The sequence below is a fragment of the gamma proteobacterium symbiont of Lampromicra miyakona genome, assembly GCF_059730895.1.
In genome coordinates, this window is the sequence record NZ_AP035932.1 from 1,556,716 (window position 1) to 1,582,285 (window position 25,570).

Annotated in this window: 27 protein-coding genes and 1 other annotated feature; of the genes, 12 read left to right on the forward strand and 15 right to left on the reverse strand. The window is 49.7% G+C overall.

Going from position 1 to position 25,570, the window contains the following annotated elements:
* Positions 1–37 precede the first annotated feature (37 nt).
* From AC6I8P_RS07085 to AC6I8P_RS07135, 11 genes are all read left to right on the forward strand, one after another.
* The gene (locus AC6I8P_RS07085) at positions 38–313 is read left to right on the forward strand and encodes a hypothetical protein (protein ID WP_498031084.1); all 276 of its coding nucleotides are present in this window, start codon (positions 38–40) and stop codon (positions 311–313) included.
* A complete protein-coding gene (locus AC6I8P_RS07090) occupies positions 291–1,406 on the forward strand; it encodes a glycosyltransferase (RefSeq protein WP_498031085.1) in 1,116 nt (371 codons plus the stop codon). The genes AC6I8P_RS07085 and AC6I8P_RS07090 overlap by 23 nt, the downstream gene beginning before the upstream one ends.
* On the forward strand, positions 1,403–2,605 hold the full coding sequence (locus AC6I8P_RS07095) for a hypothetical protein (RefSeq protein ID WP_481657533.1): 1,203 nt from the start codon (positions 1,403–1,405) through the stop codon (positions 2,603–2,605). Before AC6I8P_RS07090 ends, AC6I8P_RS07095 begins: the two co-directional genes overlap by 4 nt.
* A 77-nt stretch (positions 2,606–2,682) precedes the next feature.
* The gene (locus AC6I8P_RS07100) at positions 2,683–3,453 is read left to right on the forward strand and encodes a glycosyltransferase family 2 protein (protein WP_477530554.1); all 771 of its coding nucleotides are present in this window, start codon (positions 2,683–2,685) and stop codon (positions 3,451–3,453) included.
* Positions 3,440–4,075, forward strand: a complete 636-nt coding sequence (locus tag AC6I8P_RS07105) for a PI-PLC domain-containing protein (RefSeq protein WP_477530555.1) — start codon at positions 3,440–3,442, stop codon at positions 4,073–4,075. The genes AC6I8P_RS07100 and AC6I8P_RS07105 overlap by 14 nt, the downstream gene beginning before the upstream one ends.
* Positions 4,072–4,701 (forward strand): HAD family hydrolase, encoded by a 630-nt coding sequence (locus AC6I8P_RS07110; protein ID WP_477530556.1) that lies wholly within the window; start codon positions 4,072–4,074, stop codon positions 4,699–4,701. The genes AC6I8P_RS07105 and AC6I8P_RS07110 overlap by 4 nt, the downstream gene beginning before the upstream one ends.
* Positions 4,698–5,411, forward strand: coding sequence for a glycosyltransferase family 2 protein (locus tag AC6I8P_RS07115; protein WP_477530557.1), 714 nt, complete (start codon positions 4,698–4,700; stop codon positions 5,409–5,411). The genes AC6I8P_RS07110 and AC6I8P_RS07115 overlap by 4 nt, the downstream gene beginning before the upstream one ends.
* The gene (locus AC6I8P_RS07120; RefSeq protein WP_477530558.1) at positions 5,408–5,728 is read left to right on the forward strand and encodes a hypothetical protein; all 321 of its coding nucleotides are present in this window, start codon (positions 5,408–5,410) and stop codon (positions 5,726–5,728) included. The genes AC6I8P_RS07115 and AC6I8P_RS07120 overlap by 4 nt, the downstream gene beginning before the upstream one ends.
* Before the next feature lie 138 nt (positions 5,729–5,866).
* Positions 5,867–6,667: an ABC transporter permease gene (locus AC6I8P_RS07125; protein ID WP_477530559.1), complete on the forward strand. Its 801-nt coding sequence runs from the start codon at positions 5,867–5,869 to the stop codon at positions 6,665–6,667.
* A gap of 9 nt (positions 6,668–6,676) precedes the next feature.
* On the forward strand, positions 6,677–7,420 hold the full coding sequence (locus tag AC6I8P_RS07130; protein WP_477530560.1) for an ABC transporter ATP-binding protein: 744 nt from the start codon (positions 6,677–6,679) through the stop codon (positions 7,418–7,420).
* A 352-nt stretch (positions 7,421–7,772) separates the two neighbouring features.
* Entirely contained in the window at positions 7,773–11,564 is a 3,792-nt protein-coding gene (locus tag AC6I8P_RS07135; RefSeq protein WP_477530561.1) for a glycosyltransferase, read from the forward strand.
* 117 nt (positions 11,565–11,681) lie between these two features.
* Here the strand turns inward: AC6I8P_RS07135 and AC6I8P_RS07140 are convergent, their stop codons facing one another.
* The 12 genes from AC6I8P_RS07140 to hisL all read right to left on the reverse strand — a co-directional run bounded on the left by AC6I8P_RS07140 (position 11,682) and on the right by hisL (position 21,591).
* A complete protein-coding gene (locus AC6I8P_RS07140; protein ID WP_141495234.1) occupies positions 11,682–12,797 on the reverse strand; it encodes a succinylglutamate desuccinylase/aspartoacylase family protein in 1,116 nt (371 codons plus the stop codon).
* 112 nt (positions 12,798–12,909) lie between these two features.
* Positions 12,910–13,707, reverse strand: a complete 798-nt coding sequence (locus AC6I8P_RS07145; protein ID WP_498031086.1) for an ABC transporter substrate-binding protein — start codon at positions 13,705–13,707, stop codon at positions 12,910–12,912.
* Positions 13,708–13,773: 66 nt separating this feature from the next.
* A complete protein-coding gene (locus AC6I8P_RS07150) occupies positions 13,774–14,250 on the reverse strand; it encodes a YbaK/prolyl-tRNA synthetase associated domain-containing protein (RefSeq protein ID WP_072209928.1) in 477 nt (158 codons plus the stop codon).
* A gap of 104 nt (positions 14,251–14,354) precedes the next feature.
* On the reverse strand, positions 14,355–14,966 hold the full coding sequence (gene hisIE, locus AC6I8P_RS07155; protein ID WP_021509350.1) for a bifunctional phosphoribosyl-AMP cyclohydrolase/phosphoribosyl-ATP diphosphatase HisIE: 612 nt from the start codon (positions 14,964–14,966) through the stop codon (positions 14,355–14,357).
* Positions 14,960–15,736 carry an imidazole glycerol phosphate synthase subunit HisF gene (gene hisF, locus AC6I8P_RS07160; protein WP_021509351.1) on the reverse strand — a complete coding sequence of 259 codons (777 nt, stop codon included), beginning with the start codon at positions 15,734–15,736 and terminating at the stop codon, positions 14,960–14,962. The genes hisIE and hisF overlap by 7 nt, the downstream gene beginning before the upstream one ends.
* Positions 15,718–16,455, reverse strand: coding sequence for a 1-(5-phosphoribosyl)-5-[(5-phosphoribosylamino)methylideneamino]imidazole-4-carboxamide isomerase (gene hisA, locus AC6I8P_RS07165; protein ID WP_059011594.1), 738 nt, complete (start codon positions 16,453–16,455; stop codon positions 15,718–15,720). The genes hisF and hisA overlap by 19 nt, the downstream gene beginning before the upstream one ends.
* Positions 16,455–17,045, reverse strand: a complete 591-nt coding sequence (hisH, locus tag AC6I8P_RS07170) for an imidazole glycerol phosphate synthase subunit HisH (protein WP_058771092.1) — start codon at positions 17,043–17,045, stop codon at positions 16,455–16,457. Before hisH ends, hisA begins: the two co-directional genes overlap by 1 nt.
* Complete coding sequence (gene hisB, locus AC6I8P_RS07175; protein ID WP_021509354.1) at positions 17,045–18,112, reverse strand: bifunctional histidinol-phosphatase/imidazoleglycerol-phosphate dehydratase HisB; 1,068 nt, start codon at positions 18,110–18,112, stop codon at positions 17,045–17,047. Before hisB ends, hisH begins: the two co-directional genes overlap by 1 nt.
* A complete protein-coding gene (hisC, locus tag AC6I8P_RS07180; RefSeq protein WP_058757314.1) occupies positions 18,109–19,185 on the reverse strand; it encodes a histidinol-phosphate transaminase in 1,077 nt (358 codons plus the stop codon). The genes hisB and hisC overlap by 4 nt, the downstream gene beginning before the upstream one ends.
* Complete coding sequence (gene hisD / locus AC6I8P_RS07185) at positions 19,182–20,489, reverse strand: histidinol dehydrogenase (protein ID WP_477530563.1); 1,308 nt, start codon at positions 20,487–20,489, stop codon at positions 19,182–19,184. The genes hisC and hisD overlap by 4 nt, the downstream gene beginning before the upstream one ends.
* Positions 20,490–20,492: 3 nt before the next feature.
* Positions 20,493–21,392, reverse strand: coding sequence for an ATP phosphoribosyltransferase (gene hisG, locus AC6I8P_RS07190; protein WP_031280070.1), 900 nt, complete (start codon positions 21,390–21,392; stop codon positions 20,493–20,495).
* A 54-nt stretch (positions 21,393–21,446) separates the two neighbouring features.
* Positions 21,447–21,568, reverse strand: a sequence feature (His leader region).
* Positions 21,544–21,591: a his operon leader peptide gene (hisL, locus tag AC6I8P_RS07195; RefSeq protein WP_100396937.1), complete on the reverse strand. Its 48-nt coding sequence runs from the start codon at positions 21,589–21,591 to the stop codon at positions 21,544–21,546. (Overlaps the previous feature by 25 nt.)
* 180 nt (positions 21,592–21,771) lie before the next feature.
* Between hisL and AC6I8P_RS07200 the strand changes: the two genes are divergently transcribed.
* Positions 21,772–22,599: an SDR family oxidoreductase gene (locus tag AC6I8P_RS07200; protein ID WP_058757317.1), complete on the forward strand. Its 828-nt coding sequence runs from the start codon at positions 21,772–21,774 to the stop codon at positions 22,597–22,599.
* A gap of 254 nt (positions 22,600–22,853) precedes the next feature.
* Here the strand turns inward: AC6I8P_RS07200 and AC6I8P_RS07205 are convergent, their stop codons facing one another.
* From AC6I8P_RS07205 to puuD, 3 genes are read right to left on the reverse strand one after another with little or no spacing between them, the layout of a single operon-like run.
* The gene (locus tag AC6I8P_RS07205; protein ID WP_058771096.1) at positions 22,854–24,134 is read right to left on the reverse strand and encodes an NAD(P)/FAD-dependent oxidoreductase; all 1,281 of its coding nucleotides are present in this window, start codon (positions 24,132–24,134) and stop codon (positions 22,854–22,856) included.
* A 21-nt stretch (positions 24,135–24,155) separates the two neighbouring features.
* Positions 24,156–24,713, reverse strand: coding sequence for an HTH-type transcriptional regulator PuuR (puuR, locus tag AC6I8P_RS07210; RefSeq protein WP_058757319.1), 558 nt, complete (start codon positions 24,711–24,713; stop codon positions 24,156–24,158).
* Complete coding sequence (gene puuD, locus AC6I8P_RS07215; protein ID WP_021509363.1) at positions 24,710–25,474, reverse strand: gamma-glutamyl-gamma-aminobutyrate hydrolase; 765 nt, start codon at positions 25,472–25,474, stop codon at positions 24,710–24,712. Before puuD ends, puuR begins: the two co-directional genes overlap by 4 nt.
* Positions 25,475–25,570: the final 96 nt, after the last annotated feature.

Genomic DNA, 25,570 nt, shown 5'->3' on the forward strand with positions numbered 1-25,570 from the left:
ATGCAATTAAGTTATCATTGCATGCTAAGGAAAATAAATGATTTATTACGATATTACTGATATTATCAATCACTCGAAGTTCTCAACTAAAGTTAGTGGTATTCAGCGTGTTGTCTTAGAGGGGTTGAAAGGGATTGAGGGTGAGCATTGTATCTTTTTTATGAGTCCAATTACAGGGAGAACTTATAAAGTAGATGGGCTTAAAAAAATAAATATCAATGATCTTTCTCCATTTGTCAATATGTGGATTTACGCTGACATCTATGTGTCAAAATCTGAAAGTAATATCGATGAATATTTTAAAAAAAATTAGGTATTTAGGTAGAAAGAAAAAATTAATAAGTGATACCTACTTTATTCTATCTAAAATTCCTGGTGTTAAGAAGGTGAGTCACGGAGCTGTTTTTAGATTCCTTCAAAACCGTATTTCACTTTACCCGGGTTTAACAATCTCTGAAATTGACAAATTTCGGGAAAGTGCTTCAGTAGCTTTGTTTGGTGGTGTATGGAACTTTCAGGACAAGTATCAGGAAGTCATAGAAAGGAAATGGTACGGGTTGCGTAAAATATTTATGGTTTACGACATGATTCCCATTGTATCAGCTTATGTACCAGACGAATTGAAAGTAATGTTCAAAAAGTATATTCCATTTGTTCTGGAATATGCCGATAAAATTATTGTTAATTCTCATAGTTGTAAAAATGATTTGGAGAATTATTGTATACAACGCGGTACTGCAATTCCAGATATTGAGGTTGTACATTTATCACATAATCTACCAGAAGGTTCAGGGAAAATATCGGAAGAGGAAGACTATGAATTCCCCCTCCGTGTGCGTAAGCTTAAGTATGAGCAATATGCGTTTTGCGTTGGTTCAATAGAATCACGTAAAAACCATGTTAACCTAATTCTTACATGGATAAAATTTTTTAACAGTCCACAGTACGCAAATCAGAAGCTTGTAATTGCAGGAAAATGGCTTTGGGATACGGCTGCATTTGAGCAACAGTTGCTTCATTCAGGAAACGTTTATGGAAGTGTGATTATAATGCAAGACGCTTCCGATGCTGAGATTGGAGAACTTTATAGAAATTGCAGATTTACGGTTTATCCTTCTCACTATGAAGGCTGGGGCTTGCCATTAGGAGAGTCTCTTGCTTCGGGAAAACCTTGCCTGCATTTTGATACTTCTTCGCTAAAAGAAGCAGGGTATGGGTTGACGAACGCAGTTGAATATCCAAACTATATGCAATTTAATCAGATGTTTAGCAAGTTAATGTCAGATGATGATTTCTATAGTGAACAAGTTCAGTATATTGCATTGAACAAAGAAAAGCTACGCAGCTGGAAAGATTTCTCTACAGACATTAAGAAAATGTTTATTCATGAAGAGGAAGTTCAATGAGTGATTCAGGAAAAATGATTTGGTTCGGAAAAAGACCACCAAAATCCTGTGTTAGTTTAAGCACTGAATTTATTGGAACTGTAGATGCCCGACTTTCCCCTGAGCATTATTATCAATATAACAACATTAATTTCACCGAAGCTTTGATATCAAATTACAGGAATTGGCCATTCATTGTTGATGAAATATTTAAACTATCTAAAGGAAAAACAACTTTTTCTTTCAGATTTAAAGCAAATGCGCCTTTTTTTTCGATTCCAAAATTTTACAAGCAAATTTACCATTTGTCTGCAGGAAGCGTAGAGTTCGTAAGTATTGAAAGTGACGATGATGTTGATGGCTATGTGCTCTGTTTTACCGCAACTCGTAGGGAATTTGATACCAGCAGGGATTGGTCGTTTGGGATTTTATGGGATGGGAAGAATGAAAACTATTTAAAAGATTACATTGATAGTGTTAGTAAGTTAGTTTCATCCGATTTAAATGTTGAAGTTATAATCTGCGGTCCAAAGCCATCATTTGAAATAAAGCTTGATAATACAATAATTCAAGCTGATCAGAATACCGAAAAGTTTTCAAATATTTCCCATAAGAAAAACCTCATTATTAACAAAGCGAAATATGCGAACATCTGTCTGGCACATAACCGATATCAACTAGATGAGAACTTCATAAAGTCATTTGACCGTATTAATCATGACTTTGATGTGTGCGTAGTAAAGCAAGTTCTTGCTGAAACGGGTGAAAGGGTACCCGATTGGGTCTCTCAGGCCTCTGACCAAAGGCTGACAGCTAATTATCTGCTTACTTATGGCGAATATTCTCCCTACATCTATATTCCTGGTGGTTTAGTCATTGGTAAAAAAGATGTCTTAATGAAAAATCTATTCAACGATTTAGGTACGTGGAATATGGCAGAAGACGTAGAACTATCTCAGCGTCTTATGGCATTAGACTACCTTCCAAGACTTAATACAAAGACAGTAGCCCGTGTACTACAACTTAGAAAAGAAATTATTGCTGATTTTAAGAAGCCCGATGTAAGCAACTTTTATCATCATATCGACCTCTTCCAAGGTTCTCATAAGCGTAACATTATTTACGGTGCTCTCGTCAAAAGAAACACTAAGTTGCTGCTCACCAACCCAATCTCTTTTTTTAAAAAAATAAAGATAAAAATAAAGGATGTTTATAAATAAAAGAACTCAATAATAAAATTGATTTTTATTAACCTTATATCAATATTATCGAAATATTCTAAATTCGTGAGGTTTTTATGTTGAACATTGTTATCCCTATGGCCGGTGCAGGTAGTCGTTTCGCCAAAGCAGGTTACTCTGATCCTAAACCACTGATTAAAATTCATGATGTAGCAATGGTGAATATAGTGGTGAATAATTTAAAACCTACTTGTCCTCATAAATTTATTTTCATCATTCAACGTGCACATGATGAAAAATACAATCTGACTTCGCAACTGAAAGAATGGGAATCGGACTGTGAAGTAATATATGCTGATGGTTTGACGGAAGGTGCCGCGTGTACAGTCTTGCTGGCAAAACACTTAATCAATAATAATGACCAGTTAATGATAGCAAACAGCGATCAGTTTGTTGATTGTCATATTGACGATTACCTACGTGCTATGGATGAAAATCAGTATGATGGCATGATAATGACCATGGAAGCAGATGACCCTAAGTGGTCTTATGTTGGTTTTGATGCGAATGGCAAGGTTAATCGAGTCGTTGAGAAGGCTGTTATTTCAAAAGAAGCTACTGTCGGTATCTATAACTTCCAAAAAGGTTGTGACTTTGTTAATGCTGCGGAGCAGATGATTCGAGATAATGAACGCGTCAATGGCGAATATTATGTTGCACCAGCCTACAATTATCTTATTGAGAATGGTTCAAAAATTGGTATTTATAATATCGGGTCTGAAGCTAATGGTATGTATGGCCTGGGAATTCCTGCAGATCTTGATCTCTTTTTAAACCTTGAGTTATCGTATAAAGCTGCACAAGGAATTAAAAATGGAAATTATTAGTCATCGTGGTTATTGGAAAAATAGCCTGGAAAAAAATACGTATCAAGCTTTCAAGCGCTCTTTTGATCTAAATTTCGGTACTGAAACAGACATCAGAGATTTCAATAATAAACTTGTTATCTCACATGATATCCCAACAGGTCATGAGATGCCCCTTGATGATTTTTTGGGTTTAATCGATGGCAAGGATTTCTCAATTGCTTTGAATATTAAAGCAGATGGGTTAGTCAATCATCTTGCTGAACATTTATCCAAATTTAATATCAGGAAAGCATTTGTATTTGACATGTCAGTTCCGGACCAAATTAGTTACTGCCGCGATGGCAGGTTAAGCTTCTTTTCTCGAGCGAGTGAGTATGAACCTGTCATTTCACTTTATGATAAGTGTGAAGGCGTCTGGTTAGATGCATTTGAATCGACGTGGTATGACAACGATTACATTGGGAAAATTTTGAGTGTCGGTAAAAAAGTTTGTGTTGTTTCATCTGAACTACATAAACGCGACGATTATAAAATGTTGTGGAGAATGCTGGCTGAATCCGAGTATATTGATTCAGACAACCTCATTTTATGCACGGACTTACCTGAGGATGCAATGCATTTCTTTAAGGAGCTAAAATGATCAAAGCAGTCATATTTGATATGGATGGCGTGTTAATCGAAGCCAAGGATTGGCATTACGAAGCTCTTAACAAATCACTAAATTTATTTGGATATAATATTAGTCGCTTTGATCATCTGACTAAGTTTGATGGTTTGCCAACAAAAGATAAGTTGAATATTCTCACTACTGAATATAATCTGCCTGTCGAGTTGCATTCATTCATTAACGAAATGAAACAACATTACACGATGGAAATTGTTCATACGAAATGCAAGCCATTATTTATTCATGAGTATGCTCTGTCAAAATTAAAAAGCGAAGGGTATAGATTGGCTGTGGCTTCAAACTCAGTAAAAAATACTGTAATTACAATGATGGATAAGGCTTCACTTACACCATACCTGGACTTTCTAATTTCGAATGAAGATGTAAAAAAAGGAAAGCCTGATCCGGAAATGTATATTAAGACGATAGAATTACTTGGCTTTAAACCAGAGGAGTGTGTGGTCGTTGAAGATAATGAAAATGGTATTCGTGCAGCTAAAGGTGCTGGGGCACATGTCCTTGCAGTAAATGAAGTTACGGATGTTATTTACCGCAATATTAAAAGCTTCATCTTATCAATAGAGGGAGTGAAATCATGAACATCCTAATTTTGGCTGCTGGTGAACATTACATAGATAGCAATGATAAAAATTACCCATTCTGTTTATCTGAGTTTCTTGGTAAACCCCTGATTCAATTGATCGCAGAACAAATTAGTTTTAATAAAGGGCATGCCGCATTCCTATTTCAGGATAAACATATCAAAAAATATCGTTTAGATAACATTGTTCGCTTGCTATCCAATGGAAGTTTTTACTCCATTGCAGTACCAGAAGATACCGCTGGCGCCGCCTGCACCGCAATGTTGGGCGTAGTAAGTTTAAATCAAGATGCGCCTTTATTGATCGTAAGTGCGAATCAATTTGTCGATATTGATCTCAACAATTTCACCTCATCAATGTTGGACTCACATTATGACGCTGGTACAATCGTTTTTGATTCCGTCCACCCCCGTTACTCATATGTCTTGATTGATGATGATCATGTCGTTGAAGCGTCCGAAAAAAACCCAATCAGTCGTAACGCCACAGCAGGTGTGTATTGGTACAGAAAAACATCGTACTTTACTGAAGCGGTGAAGCAAATGATCAGGAAAGATGCTCGAGTGGATAATATGTTTTATATTTGCCCTTCATTTAACGAACTTATTCTTCGTGGTCTAAAAATTGGTATCAAACGTATTGATAGTGAAAAATATCATCCTTTGAAAACTATTTCTCAGTTTGAAGTATTGAAAGGTCATCAATGAAAAATTACAAATTATCTGATATGAAGGGTGGTTGGATTGTTGGTGGCTTTAACCCCACAGTATATTCAACAAATGATTGTGAAGTTGCTATCAAGTATTATAATTCAGGAGACAGCGAAGTGGCGCATTACCACAAGATCGCCACTGAAATTACCTGTATCGTTTCGGGTGAAGTCCTGATGTGTGGTCAACGCTGGAAAGCTGGCGATGTAATTGTTTTATCACCAGGAGATGTCACATCGTTCGAAGCATTAACAGACGCCATTACTACCGTTGTTAAATTACCGGGTGCGTTAAACGATAAGTATATCGTTTAGCAATGTAAAAAACTCTGATTAAGTCCTCATTCACATTAGTCTGATTTTATCTGCAGCACAAAAAAACCAAGGTGCAAGGACTTGACTGTGATAGAGGTGGCATTAGAATGTCTAAATTTTCACTAATGGAACAAAATAATGCAAGGTAGTTTCGTTCAGGTTGCCTTAAAGGATATTTTATCGGCAATTAACCGCTATTCGTTAGTTGGAATGTTAGGATGGCAAGATGTAAAGCAGCGCTATCGTCGTTCAGCGTTAGGACCATTCTGGTTGACAATCAGTATGGGTGTGATGATTGGTACTATTGGCATTGTTTTTGGTTCAATCTTTAAAACATCACTTGAAGAGTTTTTGCCGTTCTTAGCCAGCGGCATGATTCTTTGGTCTTTCTTTACAACAATTGTGAATGAAGGATGTGTTGGTTTTATTAACGCTGAACGTATTATTAAACAATTACCTATACCCTTATTCGTCCATATCATGAGGATTATTTGGAGAAATATAATTATATTGGTACACAATATGATCATTCTTCCACTAGTCTTTATTGCTGTGGGTAAACCAATATCGCTTGACGTGCTACTTGTTATTCCTGGCTTTATTCTGGCTACACTAAATCTAGCATGGATTGCTCTGCTGCTTGGCATCCTTTGCGCTCGTTACAGAGACCTGCCTCAAATTATCACTAGCATTTTGAATGTTATTTTTTATTTCACACCTATAATGTGGATGCCGCATTTAGTTCCTCAGCGCGCTGGTGAATACATTCTAGGCCTCAATCCGGTGTATCATTTAATGGAAATTGTAAGAGCACCTTTATTGGGACAAATTCCTGCAACATCAAGTTGGCTGGTTTGCTTAGTCATCGCTATATGTGGATGGGCCATTACTATTTTTGTCTATGGACGCTACAAGCGTCGTATCGCTTACTGGTTATAAGAAATTATCATGGCTTCTATCGAATTCAAAAATGTATGCGTTGACTTTCCTATTTACAACGCAAATGGACGTTCACTAAAGAAACGTCTTATGCAAGTTGCAACAGGCGGACAGTTAGGCTCTGATGCACAGGGTCGAGTCGTTGTCCGTGCAATAGATAATCTTTCATTTAGCTTGAAAGATGGGGATCGAGTTGGACTTCTGGGCCACAATGGCGCAGGCAAAAGTACACTCCTGCGTTTACTCAGTGGTGCTTATGAGCCCTCATCTGGCACTTCTGTTAGTCATGGGGAAGTCGGTTCACTCATTGATATTTCATTAGGTATTGATGTCGAATCTACTGGACGGGAAAATATATTCCTACGTGGCCAATTATTGGGTCGTACACGATCACAAATAAGTGAAAAGCTAGACGAAATCATCGAGTTTTCTGAACTGGGTGATTTTGTGGATATGCCTGTACGCACTTATTCATCAGGTATGCATTTGAGGTTAGCTTTTGCAGTTTCGACGATTGTTCGTCCAGAGATTCTTTTAATGGATGAGTGGCTTTCTGTGGGTGATGAGGCATTTAAACACAAGGCTGAATCACGTCTTTCAGAGATGGTACAGGCAACTAATATCCTGGTTATTGCTTCACACTCAAAAAGTATGATTATGAAGTCTTGTAACCGCGCGATCTGGTTAGAGCATGGAAAAATCTTAATGGATGGTGACGTTGAAGAGGTATGTTCAAGCTATTTTAAAAAATAGTTGTCGTTTTTGAAGCAACATCACCTCTCTGGTATCTTAATATATCGAGGCCACAACGTAGTATATTATTTCGGCGTGGCTTTGATGTTTTTTATTACTGTCTTTTCCAGTCTCTTAATGCTTTTCTTTATTACGAGAAAACGTTAATTACCGGTTAATCTGAGCGTGTTTTTTAATTCACCTATGAATTTAAATTTTTATAAATTCAGTAAATGATTTACGATTAAATAACCGCATTCGTATAAAGCTACTTCTGGTCGCATCAAACCATAATCAAGCACATCTCAACAACAATCTACTGACGATTGTTGTTTTTATTTTTTGCAACTCTTAAAATATTAAATGGATTGATATGAAAAAATTAGTTCACATCAAAGTCTCAGACAAAGGTTGGATTCTGGAAAAGTTAGCCAGAGAAATTACAAATCGATTACCGTACGTCAGTTATGGCATTGAATCCGATTCCTCTGCACAAATCCAATATTATATGACATATGGATGTCGCCATGACCGGGTTTCTCCTGTCGAAATTGCTTTGTTTACACACAAAGAAGAAGTTCCTTCAGCAGCCGCCAAGTTCGATGCTGTTGCATCATCGGTTGATTTTTGTATTGCTCAATCTTTGAATACTGAAAGTATTATTAGAAATTCTGGGCGAACCAACGTTCAAACTATTTCACCTGGAGTAGATCTTGATAAATATACGCCAAGAGTACGGATTGGTGTTGTAGGTCGAACATATCACACTGGGCGCAAGGGGGAAAAAATCGTGGCCCAGGTTATGGATATTCCGGGAATAGAGTGGCATTTCACTGGTGAAGGTTGGCCGGGACCAGCTCAGTATATTCCTGAAGATCAGTTGCCCCAATTCTACCGTTCTCTTGATTATGTGTTAGTGCCAGCCTTAATTGAAGGCGGTCCAATGTGCGTATTAGAAGCACTTGCAAGTGGTTGTAAAGTAATTGCTTCTCCAGTCGGTTGGGTACCGCAATTTCCTCATGTAGAATTTAAACTTGGTGATGCGGATGATCTTCGTCGTGTTTTACTTGATATTGTAGCGGAAAAAAATGCACTTAGAAAAAGTGTAGAAGATTACACCTGGGAATCATGGGCTTTTAAACATCATGCACTGTTTACTGAATTATTAAAACAAGATCCGTTGAATAATAACAACGATGGCGACTCAAACGTTAATAAAAGATTGCCAGTTAAGATTAAAGAAGATTTCCGGGCTTTAGTAGCAGTTCATGGTGCCGAAATGACCGCTTCATTAGGCGGACCTTCTGTGCGGGCACCGCGTACAGTAGCAGCGTTGAAAAAATTGGGTGTTAATGCTGACTTGGTTACGAACAGGGGTTTTGCAGCAGAAAATATTGATGTTGTCCATACTCTTAATGTTTGGCATCCTGATGAGTGTGAGGCTTTATTACGGGAAGTCGAGAAAAATAAAATTGCCTCAGTACTTTCTCCTATTTTTCTTGATTTATCAGAGCTCAATTTTTATAACGTCAGGGTCAGAGCCGCTCTCGAAGAATCTGAAAGTTATGATGAAGTTAAAGATAAGCTTTCAGTTATTTGTCAGGAAAATGCCAATCATCGATTAATATCTTTGAAAGATAAGGAACCTTTTCCTAATTATTTCACCTCAGTTCGTAGACTAGTGTCTTATGCTAATCATTTAATTCTTTTGAGTGAGCATGAAGAGAAGCTATTGAAAGAAATTGGCATCACTCATCCATCGACTAGTATCATAAAAAATCCCGTCAGCACGAAAATTTTTGAACATGGTGATGCCGAAATGTTTAGAGAACATATTGGGGTTGATGAATATGTTCTTTGTGTTGGGCGAATTGAATCAAGAAAAAATCAGGCACTATTAGCACTTGCGCTACGAGAAACTACTCTACCGTTGGTATTAATCGGACATGAAGCAGATTCGCAGTACGCTGAATTAGTGCGTAAATGGGGTAACAGTAAAGTTATATTTGCTGGTCGTATCGAACCTAATAGCCCTATGCTCGCATCAGCATTTGCCGGAGCCAGAGTTTTCTGCTTGCCTTCCTGGAGTGAAGGTGCTCCTTTAGTTGCTCTCGAGGCTGCAGCTGCTGGTTGTAATATGGTACTAAGTGATAGATCTGCTGAGAATGAGTATTTTGGAGATCTGGCTCGTTATGTTAATCCTGCTGATGTCAATGACATTAAAACAAAAATTTTGGAAGCATGGAATGATACACCTCAAATCAACGCTTCCAAAAAATTGCTTTTAAAGAAAAGGATTCATTCTGAAAATAGCTGGGATAAATATGCGGTCCAGACAAAAACTGCATATGAAACTGCACTAGAGATTGAATATTCTAAAAAAGAATCTGTTCCTTTAGTTACTAAAAAGCATCTTTATGTAGACCTTACAACTTTAGCCCATCATAATGCACCACCAACGGGGATTGCTCGTGTTGAAAGTCGCTTAGCTGATGAATTACATCTTTTTTATGGCCGAGACGTTGAATACATTGTTTGGAATTCTTTTTATGGTGTATTTTTAAAAGTAAATTACTCCCATTTAATTAATGGTGAGATTAAAGCATATGCTGGTGAGTTTATTCCTGGTTTTCCTCCGGGAAAACCTCAACTTAATATCAATTTCATGCCTAATTCCGTTGTGGTTATATTTGGCGGTGCGTGGATAAGAAACACTAATTACTTAAGAGACTTGCAAGCTTTAAAACAAATTCACGGTGCAGCTATAGTTAGTACCGTTTATGATGTCATTCAACATAAGATGAAGTTTTTGTTTCCAGATGGTGTTGGTGAGCAATTTGCGTTAAATTGTAAGGAAATAATTTCACTTTCTGATAAGGTCTTGACTTGCTCGGAGAAAAGTCGCGAAGATATTGTGGGTTTTTGCCTTGAGACATCAACACCAGTTTGTCCTATTTCAGTATTCAGATTGGGTGATGAGGCTGTTCATTCCGATGCGAACTCCGATATTGAATTGCAAATAGAAAGTCTTGCAGGGCTTGATATTAATGATAAGTTCGTTATGTTTGTTAGCACTATTGACGTCAGAAAAAATCATTCTCTTTTACTCATGCTATGGAAAGGTTTAATAAAAGAATATGGTGATGCTGTACCCAAATTAGTCTTGGTGGGAAGCATAGGTTGGAGAGGTAATGAGGCTATCAATATCCTAAATGCTAATCCAGAACTTCAGGAAAAAGTCTTGATGTTGCATGGAATTAAAGACTCAACATTAGACTGGTTATATAAACATTGCATGTTCACTGTTTTTCCTTCGCGATACGAAGGTTGGGGACTCCCAGTCGCAGAAAGTTGTCGTTACGGAAAGTTCTGTTTAGCCTCTGATGCTGGCTCATTGCCGGAAGTAGCGCCAGGATGTGCTGAGTATATTGACCCATTAGATTGTATTGAGTGGTACAAAGCCCTACAAAAGTATTGCTTTGATACTGAATTATTAGCAGCCAAGACTGCACTTGCGAAGCAATATCAAGTGACAAACTGGCATCATACTGCACAACAAGTTGTTGATGCTATTGAAAATGTGACCACTACGATTAGGTATGCATCCCTTGGTCTTGAAAGTGACATCTCTTTTTCAACTAATTCCGATGAGATTGCCTTATTGAGTAATGGCTATACATCAAGTGGTTGGTATCAATCTGAGACTACCGGTACATGGACCTCAGGCAAACAGGCCTATTTTGTTTTTCAATATGATGAGGAAAGAGATAATGATGTATTCCTCACTTTTGCTGCCTTTGGTTATGTACCCACAACTGAGGCAATTGATGTAAGCGTTTTCGTTAATAATAACTTTGCTACTAAATGGCAAGTTGGTGCTCAAGTAACTAATCTCGTACTGCCTATCAGTTCCTCGTTGTTATCATCAAGTAAGAATTTTATTATCAGATTTGATATTGCAAACCCCAAATCACCTCTGGACTTTGGATCTGCAGATACACGCTTGCTCGGATTACATGTATTAAGCGCAAGATTTTCCATTAAGCCTGTTGATAACTCGAATTTGATGATTCGTGGTGTAAACCTGACCAATTCTTTAGTAAAAGTCCCGAGGTTAACATACAAGATCATAAATAAATTGAAGAGAATCAGAAATGTAAATTAAAGCTATTACACAAGTTTTAAGTAGCGAATAAATTATATCTATATATGCCAGCCTTCTTTAATTCATTGGAGGCTGGCAAACGATCACTAAAATAATATTAATATTGTTGCTTAGCCGTCAAACCACCAGCAACTCCCCCTTACGTCCCGCATTTTCCCCCGCCAGCCTCACCACCAGCATCCCGGCCGTGACAAACTTGGTCAGGTTTCGTGCATACAGCACGCCGCCAAACTCAGCCACCAGCGGTGTCACGTAGTCATTGATCGGGTCGACAATCTCCGCCACCACTTCGCCCGCTTTAACCCACTCACCTAATTTTCTGCGGTTCAGCAGCAGTCCGGAGTGTGGCGCGTGGATGTACTCACAGCCCGCCAGTTGAGTTGGCGCATGGATCAGGGCAGGGGAGTCTCCGGTTTCTCCGGCAATATAACCCCCTTCAATCAGCGCATTGATAATCGCATCTGCATCTTTCTCCGCCTGTTCCGGCGACACATCGGCTACGCCGCGCAGTTCCAGCGTCACCGGCAGCAGGCCGCGCGGCATCGGGTAGTCCTTGCCAAAACGCTCAGCCAGCGTCAGCCACGGTTCGCAGCAGGCCTCATCAAAGGGCTCTCCACCGGAGATCTGCGCCAGTAGCTGCACTTCACTGCCAAGCCAGCGCGCCAGCGGCTCAATCTCCGGCCAGGCGTGCGGTGTGGTGTAAAGATGCGGCAAGGCATCCCAGTCGCAGTGCAGGTCAATCATCAGGTCTGCCTGGCTGGCCATGCGCATCAGGGTGAAGCGCTGGGCCTCCAGTTCGCTTTTGGCGATGCGGTCGCGGTAGTGACGATCGATGGCGTCGCGAATCAGTCGTTTGTTTTCATATTCACTCTGTGTCAGCGAGCCAGCCAGTTCTGCCGCCAGCGTATCGCCCAGCGCCGGAAAGCGACGGTTAAAATCCTGACCAGAAAGAGTATGAAAACGTCCGAGGTGAGTGCCGTGCCAGTGCTGACCCAGCGCGAGCGGATTCGCGACCGGCACCAAAGTGACTTTGGCTTTCAGCTTGCCCGCCGACTCCAGCGCCAGCAGCTTCTGCTTGAGATACCATGCCACCGCCATGCCCGGCAGCTCATCGCCGTGCAGCGCCGCCTGAATATACACCCGCTGCTGTGAGTCGGTGCCGAAGTGGAAGCTGACAATTTCCCGCTGGGTGCCCAGCGTCGCGCTTAACAAAGGATGATGTTGTTGTTGCATAACGCAGTCGATGTCCTGTGTCTGGGGCACGCTAGTGGCCGCGCCGCATGAAATTGATGAAGGGAATTATAGTTCTGCTGGAAAAAGGGCGGCAAATGCGCCGCCCCATCGATCACGGCTCAATAGAGATATCCGTCGCAAAATACTTCTTCTGCAAGGTATCAAAGGTACCGTTCTTTTTGATTTCCGCGAAGGCGTTGTCCAGCGCGGTTTTTAATTCGGTGTCGCCTTTGCGCAGGCCGATGGCGGTGCCGGGGCCGATAATCGGATCCTGCACAATCGGGCCAGCCAGTTCGAAATCTTTGCCCTGCGGATGTTTCAGGAAGCCGTTTGCGGCTTGTGCGGCATCGGTGAACACCACGTCAAGGCGTCCGGAAATCAGGTCGCTCTCGACCTGTGCCTGATCGCCATACGGCACCACGTTCACGCCGTGCGGCTGCCATTTTGCCAGCGCGTAGCGCTCCTGCACGGTACCCTGTTCCACGCCCACGGTTTTGCCTTTCAGCGATTCCGCGGTGGGCAGCAGGCCGGAGCCTTTACGCGCAATCAGCTGAGTGTGGGTGTCATACAGCGGCACGGTGAAGTCGATCTGCTTCAGACGCTCTTCGGTGATACCCATATCCGACAGGATGGCGTCAAACTTACGCGCCTTCAGCGCCGGGATCATGCCGTCGAACTGGCTCTCGACCCACACGCATTTGGCCTGCATCTGCGCGCACAGCGCATTGCCGAGGTCGATGTCAAACCCGACCAGCTTGCCCTGCGGCGTTTTGGATTCAAAAGGGGGATAGGTAGGATCAACGGCGAAACGCACCTGATCGATTTTTGCCTGAGCGCCGAACGCGCAGCCTGCCAGCACAGCCAGTGCCAGCGTCTGGCGCAGACGGGCGGTAAAACGGGAACTTGCCATAGTTGCGGTCTTCTTTTGTCGTGATGATAAGTCATCGAGAGTACCGCTCAGCGTGGTGTATGGCAATTAGAGTATTATTTTCATCACGTTACCATTATGCAGTGCGCGGTAATCCTCCACCTGCAGTACCACCGACTTCTCCAGCAGCCCGGCGTTAAAGGCAATTTCGTCGTAGCGCTCGAACAGCAGCGGGTCGACCACCAGCTGTAAATCCGCATGAAAGCTAAACGGCGGAATCGCGCCAAACACGCAGCCGGTCAGCGCATCCACCTCAGCCGGCGAGGCCAGCGAGGCGCGACGGCCACCCACGGCGGCTGCCACTTTACTCAAGTCAGCCTGCTGGTCGGCTGGCAGCACCGCCAGCACATGCTGTTTGATGCCGTTGCCCTTGACGTGACACACCAGCGCTTTGGCACCTTGTCCCACTTCCGTGCCACGAATCGCGGCCACGGCTTCACACTTTCCGGTCGCTTCATGCTCCATGAGTCGGTAACGGGCGTTATGCTGATCGAGCAGGGCCAGCAGTTTTTCATGCGTGGTCATGGGGGTTTCCATTCTGATGAAGCGCAATTGATCGCATTCTTTTGAGAAGTATGCTGCTCAAAATCGAGCCAGAAAGCCCGTTTGAGCAGCATGGCGTACAATTGTTACTTATGGCGTGCGCGCAGGTTGTTGATGATGGTGCTGAGATCCAGCTCCTGATCCTGCAGCAGCACCAGCAGATGGTACAGCAGGTCGGAGGCTTCGTTGGTCAGTTCGTGGCGGTCATTGACGGTAGCGGCCAGCGCGGTCTCAACACCTTCTTCTCCCACCTTCTGTGCAATGCGCTTGGTGCCGCTGGCGTACAGCTTCGCCGTATAGGAGCTGGCCGGATCGGCACTTTTACGTGAGGCCAGCAGTTGCTCCAGCTGATACAGGAACGTCCAGTCCGGTGCGGCAGGCGAAAAGCAGCTCGAGGTACCGAGATGGCAGGTGGGGCCAATCGGATTGGCCAGCACCAGCAGCGTGTCGTTATCGCAATCCGGCGTGATGCTGACCACTTTGAGGAAGTGGCCCGACGTTTCGCCTTTGGTCCATAAACGGTTTTTGGTGCGGGAGAAGAAGGTGACGTTGCCGTCGGCCAGCGTCTTGTGCAGCGCGTCCTCGTTCATATAACCGTGCATCAGCACTTCGCCGGAGACGTTGTGCTGGACGATGACGGGCATCATGCCCGCGGTTTTGGCCCAGTCCAGTCTGGCCAGTTGTTCTGCAGTTAACACGCGCGAATCTCCACACCGTTGTCGATCAGGAAGTTTTTCAACTCGCCGATATTGATAATTTGTTTGTGAAACACCGAAGCCGCCAGCGCGCCGTCGACGTTTGCCTGCTCAAAGGCTTCGAGGAAGTGCGCCATGGTTCCTGCGCCACCGGAGGCGATCAGCGGCACCTTACACACGTCACGCACCTTCTTCAGCTGCACCAGGTCGTAGCCGTTACGCACGCCGTCCTGGTTCATCATATTCAGTACGATCTCGCCAGCGCCCAGCTTCTGCACTTCCTCTACCCAGTCCAGCGTTTCCCACTGGGTAACGCGGGTGCGCGCTTCGTCGCCGGTGTACTGATTGACGTGATACTTGCCGCTGGCTTCATCAAACCAGGTATCGATGCCGACCACGATGCACTGCACGCCGAAGCGGTCCGCCAGCCGGGTAATCAGCGTCGGATCGGCCAGCGCGGGCGAGTTGATGGAGATCTTATCTGCGCCAAACTGCAGAATGCGCGCCGCATCTTCCGGGGTTTTGATGCCCCCGGCGACGCAGAACGGAATATCGATCACTTCCGCCACGCGGGATACCCAGCTTTTATCTACCACGCGGCCGTCGGAAGAGGCGGTGATATCGTAAAACACCAGTTCGTCAGCGCCTTCCTGGGCATAGCGCTGCGCCAGCGGGACGATGTCGCCAATGATTTCGTGGTTGCGGAACTGCACGCCTTTCACTACTTGCCCGTCACGCACGTCCAGACAGGGGATTATCCGTTTTGCCAGCATGCAATTGCCTCCGCTACCGTAAATTTATCTTCCAGCAGGGCGCGACCGACAATCACACCCTGTGCACCGCTGCCGCGCAGGGCAGCGATATCGTCCAGTGAACCGATGCCGCCGGAAGACTGGAACGCGATGTCCGGAAACGCCTGGGATACTTCCTGATACAGCGCCACATTGGAACCGCTCAGCGTGCCGTCGCGCGAAATATCGGTGCACAACACATGTTTCAGGCCCACCGGCTGGTACCAGCCAATCACCTCTTCCAGCGTCACGCCTGCCGCTTCCTGCCAGCCGCTGATCGCCACTTCTTTGCGATTGCTGGCGTCAATGCGCACGTCAAGCGCCAGCACAATGGCGTCGGCACCGAATTCGCTGAACCAACTTTTCACTTCTTCCGGCTGCTTGACTGCGGTGGAGCCAACCACCACGCGCGTGGCGCCGGCTGCCAGCAGGGCGGCCACATCGTCACGATGACGGATACCGCCGCCAACCTGCACCGGCACGCTGACGCCGCGTAAAAGCGTGGTTAGCAGCGGGATCTGGCGCTTTGCCGGATCTTTCGCTCCGGTCAAATCCACCAGATGTAACACTTCCGCGCCCTGGCGTTCATAATCCTGCAGGCGCGGCAGGGGATCGTTGCCGTAATCGCGCTGCTGGCCGTAGTCGCCCTGATGCAGGCGTACCACTTTGCCGTCGATCAAATCTAATGCGGGGATAATCATCACATCTCCAGGAAGTTTTTCAGCAGCTGCGCGCCGGCTTTACCCGAGCGCTCCGGGTGGAACTGCACGCCGAAGAAGTTATCTTTCTGCAGGGCGGCGGTGAACGGCAGGCCATAGTCGCACTGGGCGATGGTGGCGGCATTCACCGGCATGGCGTAGCTGTGCACAAAGTAGAAGTAGCTGCCGTCCGGAATGTTGCGGAACAGGTGATTGCCGGCCTGCGCGGTGATCTGGTTCCAGCCCATATGCGGCAGCGGTAAACCCCGGGTATCCATCAGCGAAACCGGCTCATCAACGATGCCCAGCGTGCTGACGCCGCCGTTCTCATCGCTGCCGCGTCCGAGCAACTGCATGCCGAGACAGATGCCGAGCACCGGCTGGGTGCAGGCTTTCACCAGCTCGATCAGATTGCGCTCCTGCAGCTGGTCCATCGCCGCCCGTGCGGTACCGACGCCGGGCAGAAACAGTTTGTCGGCGCGCAGCACCACGTCCGGATCGCGGCTCACCGCGGGCGTGTAGCCAAGGCGCTCAATCGCCCACTTAACCGAAGAGAGGTTGGCGCAGCCGGTATCAAGAATCACCACGTTCATTACAGCACTCCTTTCGAGCTCGGCAGGGTGTTGCCCTCAACGCGAATCGCCTGACGCAGCGTGCGGCCAAAGGCTTTGAACAGGCTTTCCACGCGGTGATGATCGTTGCGGCCTTTGGTTTTCAGGTGCAGCGTGCTCATCATGGCGTACGACAGCGAGCGGAAGAAGTGCTCGACCATTTCGGTGCTCAGGTCGCCAACGCGCTGGTAGCTGAACTCGGCTTTGTATTCGAGGTGCGGACGGCCGGAGATATCCAGCGCGCAGCGCGCCAGGCACTCATCCATTGGCAGCACGAAGCCGAAGCGGCCGATGCCGCGCTTGTCGCCCAGCGCCTTCAGCAGCGCTTCGCCCAGCGCCAGGCCGGTGTCTTCTACCGTGTGGTGATCGTCGATATACAGGTCGCCTTTCACCTCGATGTTCATGCGGAAGCCGCCGTGCACGGCGATCTGATCCAGCATGTGATCAAAGAAGCCGACGCCGGTGTTGATTTTGCTGCCGCCTTCGCGATCCAGCCACACTTCCACTTTAATCTGCGTCTCTTTGGTGTTGCGGTTCACCAGCGCGTGACGATCGCGTTTGGTCAGGCGCGCCTGAATCGCGTCCCAGTCTTCGCCTTCCGCGCCGTAGCGCAGACCCTGAATGCCCATGTTCTGCGCCAGCTGGATGTCGGTCAGACGGTCGCCAATCACATAGCTGTTGGCGGTATCCAGCGCGCCGTCGGCCAGCCAGGCTTCGACCATTTTGGTCTTTGGCTTGCGGCAGTCGCAGTTCTCTTCCGGCAGATGCGGGCAGATTAGGATATCGCTGAAGTTCACGCCCTGTGAGCGCAGGATCTGCATCATCAGGTTGTGCGGGCCGTCAAAATCGGCCTGCGGGAAACGTTCAGTGCCGAGGCCGTCCTGGTTGGTGATCATCACCAGCTGATAACCCGCCTCCTGCAGCGCCAGCAGGGCCGGGATGGCGTTCTTCTCAAACGCCAGCTTCTCCATACGGTCCACCTGAAAATCCGTCGGCGGCTCAGAGATGAGGGTGCCATCGCGGTCGATAAAAAGGATCTTCTGACTCATGCTTGCTCCACAGATAAGGCTTGCAGCGCGGCGATCAGGCGCTCGCACTCTTCACGGGTGCCGATGGAGATGCGCAGACATCCCGCCAGGCCAGGGTTTTTGTTTTGGTCGCGCAGAATAATGCCCTGATCCCACAGCGTTTTAAACACTTTTGGCGAGTCGGTGAAGCGCGCCAGAATATAGTTGGTCTCGCTCGGGAAGACCTGCTGCACTACGCTCAGCTGCGGCAGCTGTTCGCACAGCCAGGCGCGGTTGTCGTTAAGCTGCTGCGCGTGCTGACGCATCAGCGCGATGCCTTGCTCGCTCAGCGCCTGCGCCGCCACGTCGGCCACCGGCGTCGCCAGCGGGTAAGGTGCAATCACCTTCAGCAGCAGATCGATCACCGGCTTGTTGGCCAGCGTAAAGCCGCAGCGCAGGCCAGCCAGCGCAAAGGCTTTTGACAGCGTGCGCAGAATCACCAGATGCGGGAATTCCTGCAGCCAGCCGGCCAGCGTTGCTTGCGGGCAGAACTCAATATAGGCTTCGTCGGCCACCACCAGCGCTTTGCCGGCGGTCATCGCCAGCAGCTGGCGGATGTCATCCTGATCAATCAGATTGCCGGTCGGGTTGTTCGGGCTGCACATGTATACCACTTTCACGCCGTCCAGCTGGTCCGCGATGGCGGGCAGGTTGAGCTGCCAGTTGTCCAGTGCCGGCACGGTGCGGTACTCAATGCCGATGGTTTCGGCGCTGACGCTGTACATGCCGTAAGTTGGCGGACAGAACAGGATGGCGTCTTTGCCCGGCTCGCAGAAGGCGCGCATCAGCAGCTCAATCCCTTCATCCGCCCCGCGGCTCACCAGCACCTGCTCCGGCTGGACGCCGGCATAGGCGGCATAGCGCGAAATGACTAATTTGGGCTGGCACTCCGGATAGCGATTCAGCGTCTGCTGCGACAGCTCAAACGGCACCGGCAGCGGAAATTCGTTGGCATTCAGCCATACGTCACCGTTGCCACCGAGACGACGAGCAGACTGATAGGGCGTCAGCGCGCGCACGTTGGCGCGGGCTAAATCTTCAACGTTGTTGCTCATGCTTGCTCCTTCAGGGCGGCGACGCGCAGGGTCACGGCATTTTTGTGCGCGTCCAGCTGTTCCGCGGCGGCGAGGGTTTCAATGGTGGCGGCGAGGTTGAGGAAGCCCTGCGGCGTCAGCTCCTGTACCGTCATGCGTTTCTGGAAATCGGCCAGCCCAAGGCTGGAGCAGGTCGCGGTGTAGCCATAGGTCGGCAGCACGTGGTTAGTGCCGGAGGCATAATCACCGGCGGATTCCGGCGACCAGTCGCCGAGGAACACCGAACCGGCGCTGGTGATCTCCTCAACCAGCGCGCGCGGCTGGCGCGTCTGAATAATCAGGTGCTCCGGGCCGTACTGATTGGAGATTTCCACGCACTGCGCCAGATCCTGCGCCACAATCAGGCGGCTGCTCTCCAGCGCCTGACGGGCTGTGGCGGCACGCGGCAGCTGCGCCAGCTGTTGTTCAACCGCCAGCGCCACGGCGTCGGCCAGCTGCCGTGAAGGCGTCAGCAGGATCACCTGGGAATCCGGACCGTGTTCGGCCTGTGACAGTAAATCTGAGGCGACAAACGCCGGCGTCGCGCCTTCGTCGGCAATCACTAGCACTTCAGACGGACCGGCAGGCATGTCGATCGCTGCGCCGTCGAGACGCTGGCTGACCTGGCGTTTTGCTTCGGTCACGTACGCGTTGCCCGGGCCAAAAATCTTGTCTACTTTCGGCACGCTTTCTGTGCCGAAGGCGAGGGCAGCAATCGCCTGCGCGCCGCCGACCTGAAACACTTCCTGCACGCCGCACAGCTGCGCCGCATACAGAATTTCATCGGCAATTGGCGGCGGCGAGCACAGCACCACGCGGCCACAGCCGGCGATGCGCGCTGGCGTTGCCAGCATCAGCACGGTGGAGAACAGCGGCGCCGAGCCGCCAGGAATATACAGGCCGACCGATTTCACCGGACGGGTGATCTGCTGGCAGCGCACGCCCGGCTGAGTTTCCACGTCCACCGGCGGCAGAATCTGCGCGTTGTGGAAGGTTTCGATATTCGCCATGGCGTCTGCCATCGCCTGCTTTAAATTGTCGCTCAGCCGCTCGCCGGCCGCCTGCATCTCAGCGGCGGACACGCGCAAATTCTCCACCTGAGCTTTGTCGAAGCGCGCGCTGAACACCCGCAGTGCCGCATCGCCCTGCTGTTTTACCTGCACCAGCACGTCCTGCACGGTGGCGCTGATGCTGGCCGATGCCGAGATTGCCGGACGCTGCAGCAGCGCCTGCTGCTGTTCGGCACTGCACGCCTGCCAGTCGATAGGTTGCATGATTGCGCTCATCGGTTACTCCAGCATTTTTTCAATTGGCAGCACGAGGATCGAACTGGCGCCCAGCGCCTTCAGTTTTTCCATGGTTTCCCAGAACAGCGTTTCGCTGCTCACCATGTGCATCGCCACGCGGCTCACTTCACCGGCCAGCGGCAGCACGGTAGGGCGCTCGGCACCCGGCAGCAGGGCGATAACTTCTTCCAGCCGCTCGCTCGGCGCGTGCAGCATGATGTATTTGGATTCACGCGCTTTAATCACGCCCTGAATACGCGTCATCAGCGTATCCACCAGCTGCTGTTTCGCCGCCGGCAGTTCGCCATCGCGCTGGATCAGCACCGCTTTGGAGCGGTAAATCACTTCAACCTCACGCAGGCCGTTGGCTTCCAGCGTGGCGCCGGTGGACACCAGGTCGCAAATGGCATCGGCCAGACCGGCGCGCGGTGCCACTTCAACAGAGCCGTTCAGCAGGCAGGATTTAAACGCGATGCCTTGTTTATCGAGGTATTTCTTCAGCAGGTGCGGGTAAGAGGTGGCGATACGGGCATTATTCAGGCATTGCGGACCGGTGTACTCGGCATCGACTGGCATTGCCAGTGACAGGCGGCAACCGCCGAAATCGAGGCGGCGCAGCGTAAAGTAGCGCGGGTCTTCGCCCTGCGCGCGGCGCGTCAGCAGCTCCTCTTCCAGCACGTTTTCGCCAACGATACCGAGGTCGACCACGCCATCCATCACCAGGCCAGGGATATCGTCATCGCGCACGCGCAGGATGTCGATCGGCATGTTCTCCGCAAACGCAATCAGACGCTGCTGCTGAAGGTTAATTTTAATACCGCAGCGTGCCAGCAGTTCGCGTGATTCATCACTCAAACGGCCAGATTTCTGCATAGCTATGCGTAAACGGGTGTTATCTAACATGGTTCCTGTCCTCTTATTCAATCCTGTCTGAAGCGTTTTGGGTTGCGTTCGCCCATAAAAAAACCCCCGGAAGATGATCTTCCGGGGGCTCTCTTTGCGCTCGCACCACTGGAAGATCCTAAACGTCTTCCAGCACACATCGCCTGAAAGACTAGTCAGGGTGATGGTGATGATGGTGGTTGAACTGAACGCGTGTCATAAAAAATTCCGTTGCTGAATGAGTATTCATTTGCGTGCTGATTAACCTAACGAAGATGGCGGCGCTTGGCAACCCTTTTTTAACGTCAGTTTTCGCAACCTTCGGCAACAGTTTGCGCTGGTCTGGCTGGCGCGCTGGCACTAAGATGGGATGTCTTAGCGCGGTAGAGCAGGAGTCGATATGAAAAAGGTGGCGATTGTAGGTCTGGGATGGCTGGGAATGCCGCTGGCGATGGCGCTGTCAGCGCGCGGCTGGCAGGTGACCGGCAGCAAAACTTCACCGGATGGTGTCGATGCGGCGCGCCGCTGTGGTATTGATGCGTTTCAGCTGGTGCTGTCACCGGAGCTGGAGTGTGAAGCAGACGATTTGGCCGCGCTGATGGCGGTGGATGCGCTGGTGGTGACGCTGCCTGCCAGCCGCACCGTGCAGGGCGGCGAAGATTACATGCAGGCGGTGCAGAACGTGGTTGATACCGCGCTGGCGAATAAAGTGCCGCGCATCATCTTTACCAGCTCTACCTCGGTATACGGCAGCGGCGACGGCGTAAGAAAAGAGAGCAGTGCGCTGCAGCCGGAGACGGTAGCGGGCAAAACGCTGGTGGAGCTGGAAAACTGGCTGCATGACCTGCCGGGCACCAGTGTGGATATCGTGCGTCTCGCCGGACTGGTCGGCCCGAACCGCCATCCGGGACGTTTCCTCGCCGGTAAAACCAACCTGGAAAACGGCGCGCACGCGGTGAATCTGGTGCATCTTGATGATGTGGTCGACGCGATTGTGCTGCTGCTGCAAACGCCAAAAGGCGGGCACGTTTACAACCTGTGCGCCCCGAAACATCCATCACGCGATAGCTTTTACCCGAGCGTGTCGAAGCAGTTGGGCCTGGTGCCACCGACGTTTGTTGCCGAGCCGGTGCGCGCCAGCGGCAAGGTGATTGACGGTTCGAAGATTTGTCACGAGCTGGGGTTTGAGTACAGCTACGATGACCCGATGAAGATGCCGCTGGAGTAGGGGGCGGTGCGGGGTTGCCCTCACCCTAACCCTCTCCCGCCCGCGGGAGAGGGAACCGCCCGAGCGTTTATTTCGCTGGTTTCGTCACTTTGACAAACGGCAGCATCACCCTCAGACAGATGATCTCACGACCATTTTCCTACTCTATACAGATGAACGCACCATCATTCTCCCTCTCCCTGCAGATGAACGCACCATCCTTCTCCCTCTCCCCGTGGGAGAGGGCCGGGGTGAGGGCAGCAAACCGCACCCACCTAAACCCCCAGCCGATCCCTTAACGCATACCAGGCCGCACCCATCGCCGTCAGTGGCACCTTAAAGCGTCTTCCGCCGGGAAACGGCAGGTGCGGCAGCTTCGCAAATGCATCAAACCGCTCTGCATGGCCGCGCAGCACTTCGGCGATCAGCTTGCCGGAGAGGTGCGTGCAGGTCACGCCATGTCCGCTATCGCCCTGCATAAAGAACACATTCTTCTCCAGCTGACCAAACTGCGGCATGCGCGACAGCGTGAGCAGGAAGTTACCGCTCCAGCGATGGCTGATCTTCACGTCGCGCAACTGCGGAAAGGTGCGCAGCAGCTTGGGCCGGATCAACGCCTCGATGTCTTCCGGTTCGCGCGCCCCATACACCACGCCGCCGCCGTACAGCAGACGGTTGTCGGCAGTCAGGCGAAAGTAATCCAGCAGATAGTTACAATCTTCCACGCAGTGGTTATTTGGCATCAGCCCTAGCGCCTGATCGCGGCTCAGCGGCTCGGTGGTGACGATCTGCGAGCCGCACGGCATGCTTTTGCGCCCCAGCCGCGGTTCCAGCTGCGACGGCAGATAGGCGTTGCCGGCAAAAATCACAAAGGTGGCGCTGACTTCACCCTGCGCGGTTTTGACCCGATTGGGTGCGCCGTAGGTCACTGCCAGCGCCGCCGACTGCTCATAAATACGGCCGCCGTGCCGGCGAATTGCCTCGGCTTCACCTAACGCCAGATTGAGCGGATGCAGATGACCGCCGCGCCGGTCCAGCAGACCGCCGACGTAACGGTCGGTGGCCACTTCACGGCGGATACCGCGCTCGTCCAGCAGCTCCAGATCGCTGTTGCCGTAACGCGCCCAGCTGGCCTGCTGGCTGCGCAGATGCCCCATCTGGCGCTGATTGAGGGCTGCAAAAATGCCGCCGGGACGATAGTCGCAGGCGATGGCGTAACGATCGATACGGTCGCGGATAATCTCCGCCCCTTCGAACATCATGCTGCCCAGCATCTGCGCAGTCTGTTTGCCGTAGCGCTGCTCAATCACATCGACATCGCGGCTGTAAGAATTCACCACCTGGCCGCCGTTGCGGCCGCTGGCGCCGAAGCCGACGCGGGCCGCTTCCAGCACCACCACATCGTAACCGGCTTCGGTGAGAAACAGCGCGGAAGAGAGCCCGGTAAACCCGCCGCCGATGATGCAGACGTCACACTGAATGCTCTCCTGCAGCTGCGGCCACGGCGCGTGCGCGTTGGCGGTCGCGGCGTAATAACTTTGCACGTGGTGCATCATAACCTCCTGTAGCGCGTGAACTCAGAAATTGGCGGGCGTATGCGCGCTGACAATGCGACACGGCTGATCTGACGTATTGGTAAAACTGTGCGGCAAACCGGTGTCAATCACGTAGCTTTCGCCGCGGTTAAGGTGATAACTCTGACCGTTCACCACCAGGGTGATTTCCCCTTCCAGCACCGTGCCGGTCTCTTCCCCCGGATGGCGCAGCTTTTCACCGGTGCTGGCCCCCGGCTCGTAGCGCTCCAGCAGCATGGCCAGCGCGCGCTTCGCCGCACCGTTATCAATCAGCTGTAAAGAAACACCGAGGCTGCCGATCTCAACGCAATCATCCGGGCGTACGATGATGCGCGGCGTGGCATTCTCTTTCGGCTCCGAGAAAAACTCCGACAGCGACAGCCCATACACTTTGAGTAGCTTTTGTAACGTGCTGACTGCCGGGCTGACTTTATCCTGCTCAATGGTGCTGATAGCGCTATGTGTTAAACCTGACAACTCAGCGACGCGACGCTGAGACAATCCCAACTCCTGCCGGATTTGCGATAAGCGTCGTCCGGGCGCCAGAGTGGCATCATTCATGGCTGCTTTTCCTTGTGATAACGTGCTGCGGCGTGGATAAAGGCCTCGAATAAACGGCGCGAGACCGGATCGCGATCGGATTGCCACTCCGGATGCCATTGCACCGCCAGCGCAAACGGATGCTGGCGCAGGCTGACGGCTTCGATCAGGCCATCCGGTGCGCGGGCTTCAATGCGTAACTGCGGGCCAGGCTCGCGGATGCCCTGGCCGTGCAGCGAATTGACCGCGAACGCAGCAGCGCTGCCCAGCAGCTGGCTCAGCAGGCCATCGGGTTCGGGCTGCACCAGATGCGCCGGCGCGTACTGTTGCTCCAGCGGCTGGCTGTCATCTTCGCGGTGCTCCTGAAACAGGTGCGTCTGATGCAGCTGGCGATGCAGCGCGCCGCCGTTGGCAACCACCAGCTCCTGCAAACCGCGGCAGATGCCCAGCATTGGCATCTTTTTCCCGCTGGCGTGGGTGATAAGCGCAAAGGACAAGCGGTCACGCGACGGATCGGCATGCGCTTCATGACCTTCTTCACCGTAATGCCAGGGTTCAATATTGCTTGGACTGCCGGTGAGCAAAATGCCGTCCAGCAGCGTCATACTGTTTTCTAATAGCTGCGGCGCGTGCATCAGCTGATGCGGTAAAGGCAGCGGCACGCCACCGGCCAGCACCACGGCGTCGAGGTATTTGTTATGCACGGTCTGCCCAACGTGGTTGCCGATGGGGTTCTGGCACATCACTACGCCAATCAAAGGCTTGTCAAAAATAATGCCCATTACGTCACCACGCTGCTGTTCAATATTTTCGCCGGTTTTGCGCACTAAGTAGAAAAAGTGTGCAATATATTGTCAATCTAGCAACCGTCTGGTTGT

Bases quoted from the DNA above. Each gene is read 5' to 3' on its own strand.
- AC6I8P_RS07085 (WP_498031084.1), top strand. From the start codon at position 38: ATGATTTATTACGATATTACTGATATTATCAATCACTCGAAGTTCTCA.
- AC6I8P_RS07090 (WP_498031085.1), top strand. From the start codon at position 291: ATGAATATTTTAAAAAAAATTAGGTATTTAGGTAGAAAGAAAAAATTA.
- AC6I8P_RS07095 (WP_481657533.1), top strand. From the start codon at position 1,403: ATGAGTGATTCAGGAAAAATGATTTGGTTCGGAAAAAGACCACCAAAA.
- AC6I8P_RS07100 (WP_477530554.1), top strand. From the start codon at position 2,683: ATGTTGAACATTGTTATCCCTATGGCCGGTGCAGGTAGTCGTTTCGCC.
- AC6I8P_RS07105 (WP_477530555.1), top strand. From the start codon at position 3,440: ATGGAAATTATTAGTCATCGTGGTTATTGGAAAAATAGCCTGGAAAAA.
- AC6I8P_RS07110 (WP_477530556.1), top strand. From the start codon at position 4,072: ATGATCAAAGCAGTCATATTTGATATGGATGGCGTGTTAATCGAAGCC.
- AC6I8P_RS07115 (WP_477530557.1), top strand. From the start codon at position 4,698: ATGAACATCCTAATTTTGGCTGCTGGTGAACATTACATAGATAGCAAT.
- AC6I8P_RS07120 (WP_477530558.1), top strand. From the start codon at position 5,408: ATGAAAAATTACAAATTATCTGATATGAAGGGTGGTTGGATTGTTGGT.
- AC6I8P_RS07125 (WP_477530559.1), top strand. From the start codon at position 5,867: ATGCAAGGTAGTTTCGTTCAGGTTGCCTTAAAGGATATTTTATCGGCA.
- AC6I8P_RS07130 (WP_477530560.1), top strand. From the start codon at position 6,677: ATGGCTTCTATCGAATTCAAAAATGTATGCGTTGACTTTCCTATTTAC.
- AC6I8P_RS07135 (WP_477530561.1), top strand. From the start codon at position 7,773: ATGAAAAAATTAGTTCACATCAAAGTCTCAGACAAAGGTTGGATTCTG.
- AC6I8P_RS07140 (WP_141495234.1), bottom strand. From the start codon at position 12,797: ATGCAACAACAACATCATCCTTTGTTAAGCGCGACGCTGGGCACCCAG.
- AC6I8P_RS07145 (WP_498031086.1), bottom strand. From the start codon at position 13,707: ATGGCAAGTTCCCGTTTTACCGCCCGTCTGCGCCAGACGCTGGCACTG.
- AC6I8P_RS07150 (WP_072209928.1), bottom strand. From the start codon at position 14,250: ATGACCACGCATGAAAAACTGCTGGCCCTGCTCGATCAGCATAACGCC.
- hisF (WP_021509351.1), bottom strand. From the start codon at position 15,736: ATGCTGGCAAAACGGATAATCCCCTGTCTGGACGTGCGTGACGGGCAA.
- hisA (WP_059011594.1), bottom strand. From the start codon at position 16,455: ATGATTATCCCCGCATTAGATTTGATCGACGGCAAAGTGGTACGCCTG.
- hisH (WP_058771092.1), bottom strand. From the start codon at position 17,045: ATGAACGTGGTGATTCTTGATACCGGCTGCGCCAACCTCTCTTCGGTT.
- hisB (WP_021509354.1), bottom strand. From the start codon at position 18,112: ATGAGTCAGAAGATCCTTTTTATCGACCGCGATGGCACCCTCATCTCT.
- hisC (WP_058757314.1), bottom strand. From the start codon at position 19,185: ATGAGCAACAACGTTGAAGATTTAGCCCGCGCCAACGTGCGCGCGCTG.
- hisD (WP_477530563.1), bottom strand. From the start codon at position 20,489: ATGAGCGCAATCATGCAACCTATCGACTGGCAGGCGTGCAGTGCCGAA.
- hisG (WP_031280070.1), bottom strand. From the start codon at position 21,392: ATGTTAGATAACACCCGTTTACGCATAGCTATGCAGAAATCTGGCCGT.
- AC6I8P_RS07200 (WP_058757317.1), top strand. From the start codon at position 21,772: ATGAAAAAGGTGGCGATTGTAGGTCTGGGATGGCTGGGAATGCCGCTG.
- AC6I8P_RS07205 (WP_058771096.1), bottom strand. From the start codon at position 24,134: ATGATGCACCACGTGCAAAGTTATTACGCCGCGACCGCCAACGCGCAC.
- puuR (WP_058757319.1), bottom strand. From the start codon at position 24,713: ATGAATGATGCCACTCTGGCGCCCGGACGACGCTTATCGCAAATCCGG.
- puuD (WP_021509363.1), bottom strand. From the start codon at position 25,474: ATGGGCATTATTTTTGACAAGCCTTTGATTGGCGTAGTGATGTGCCAG.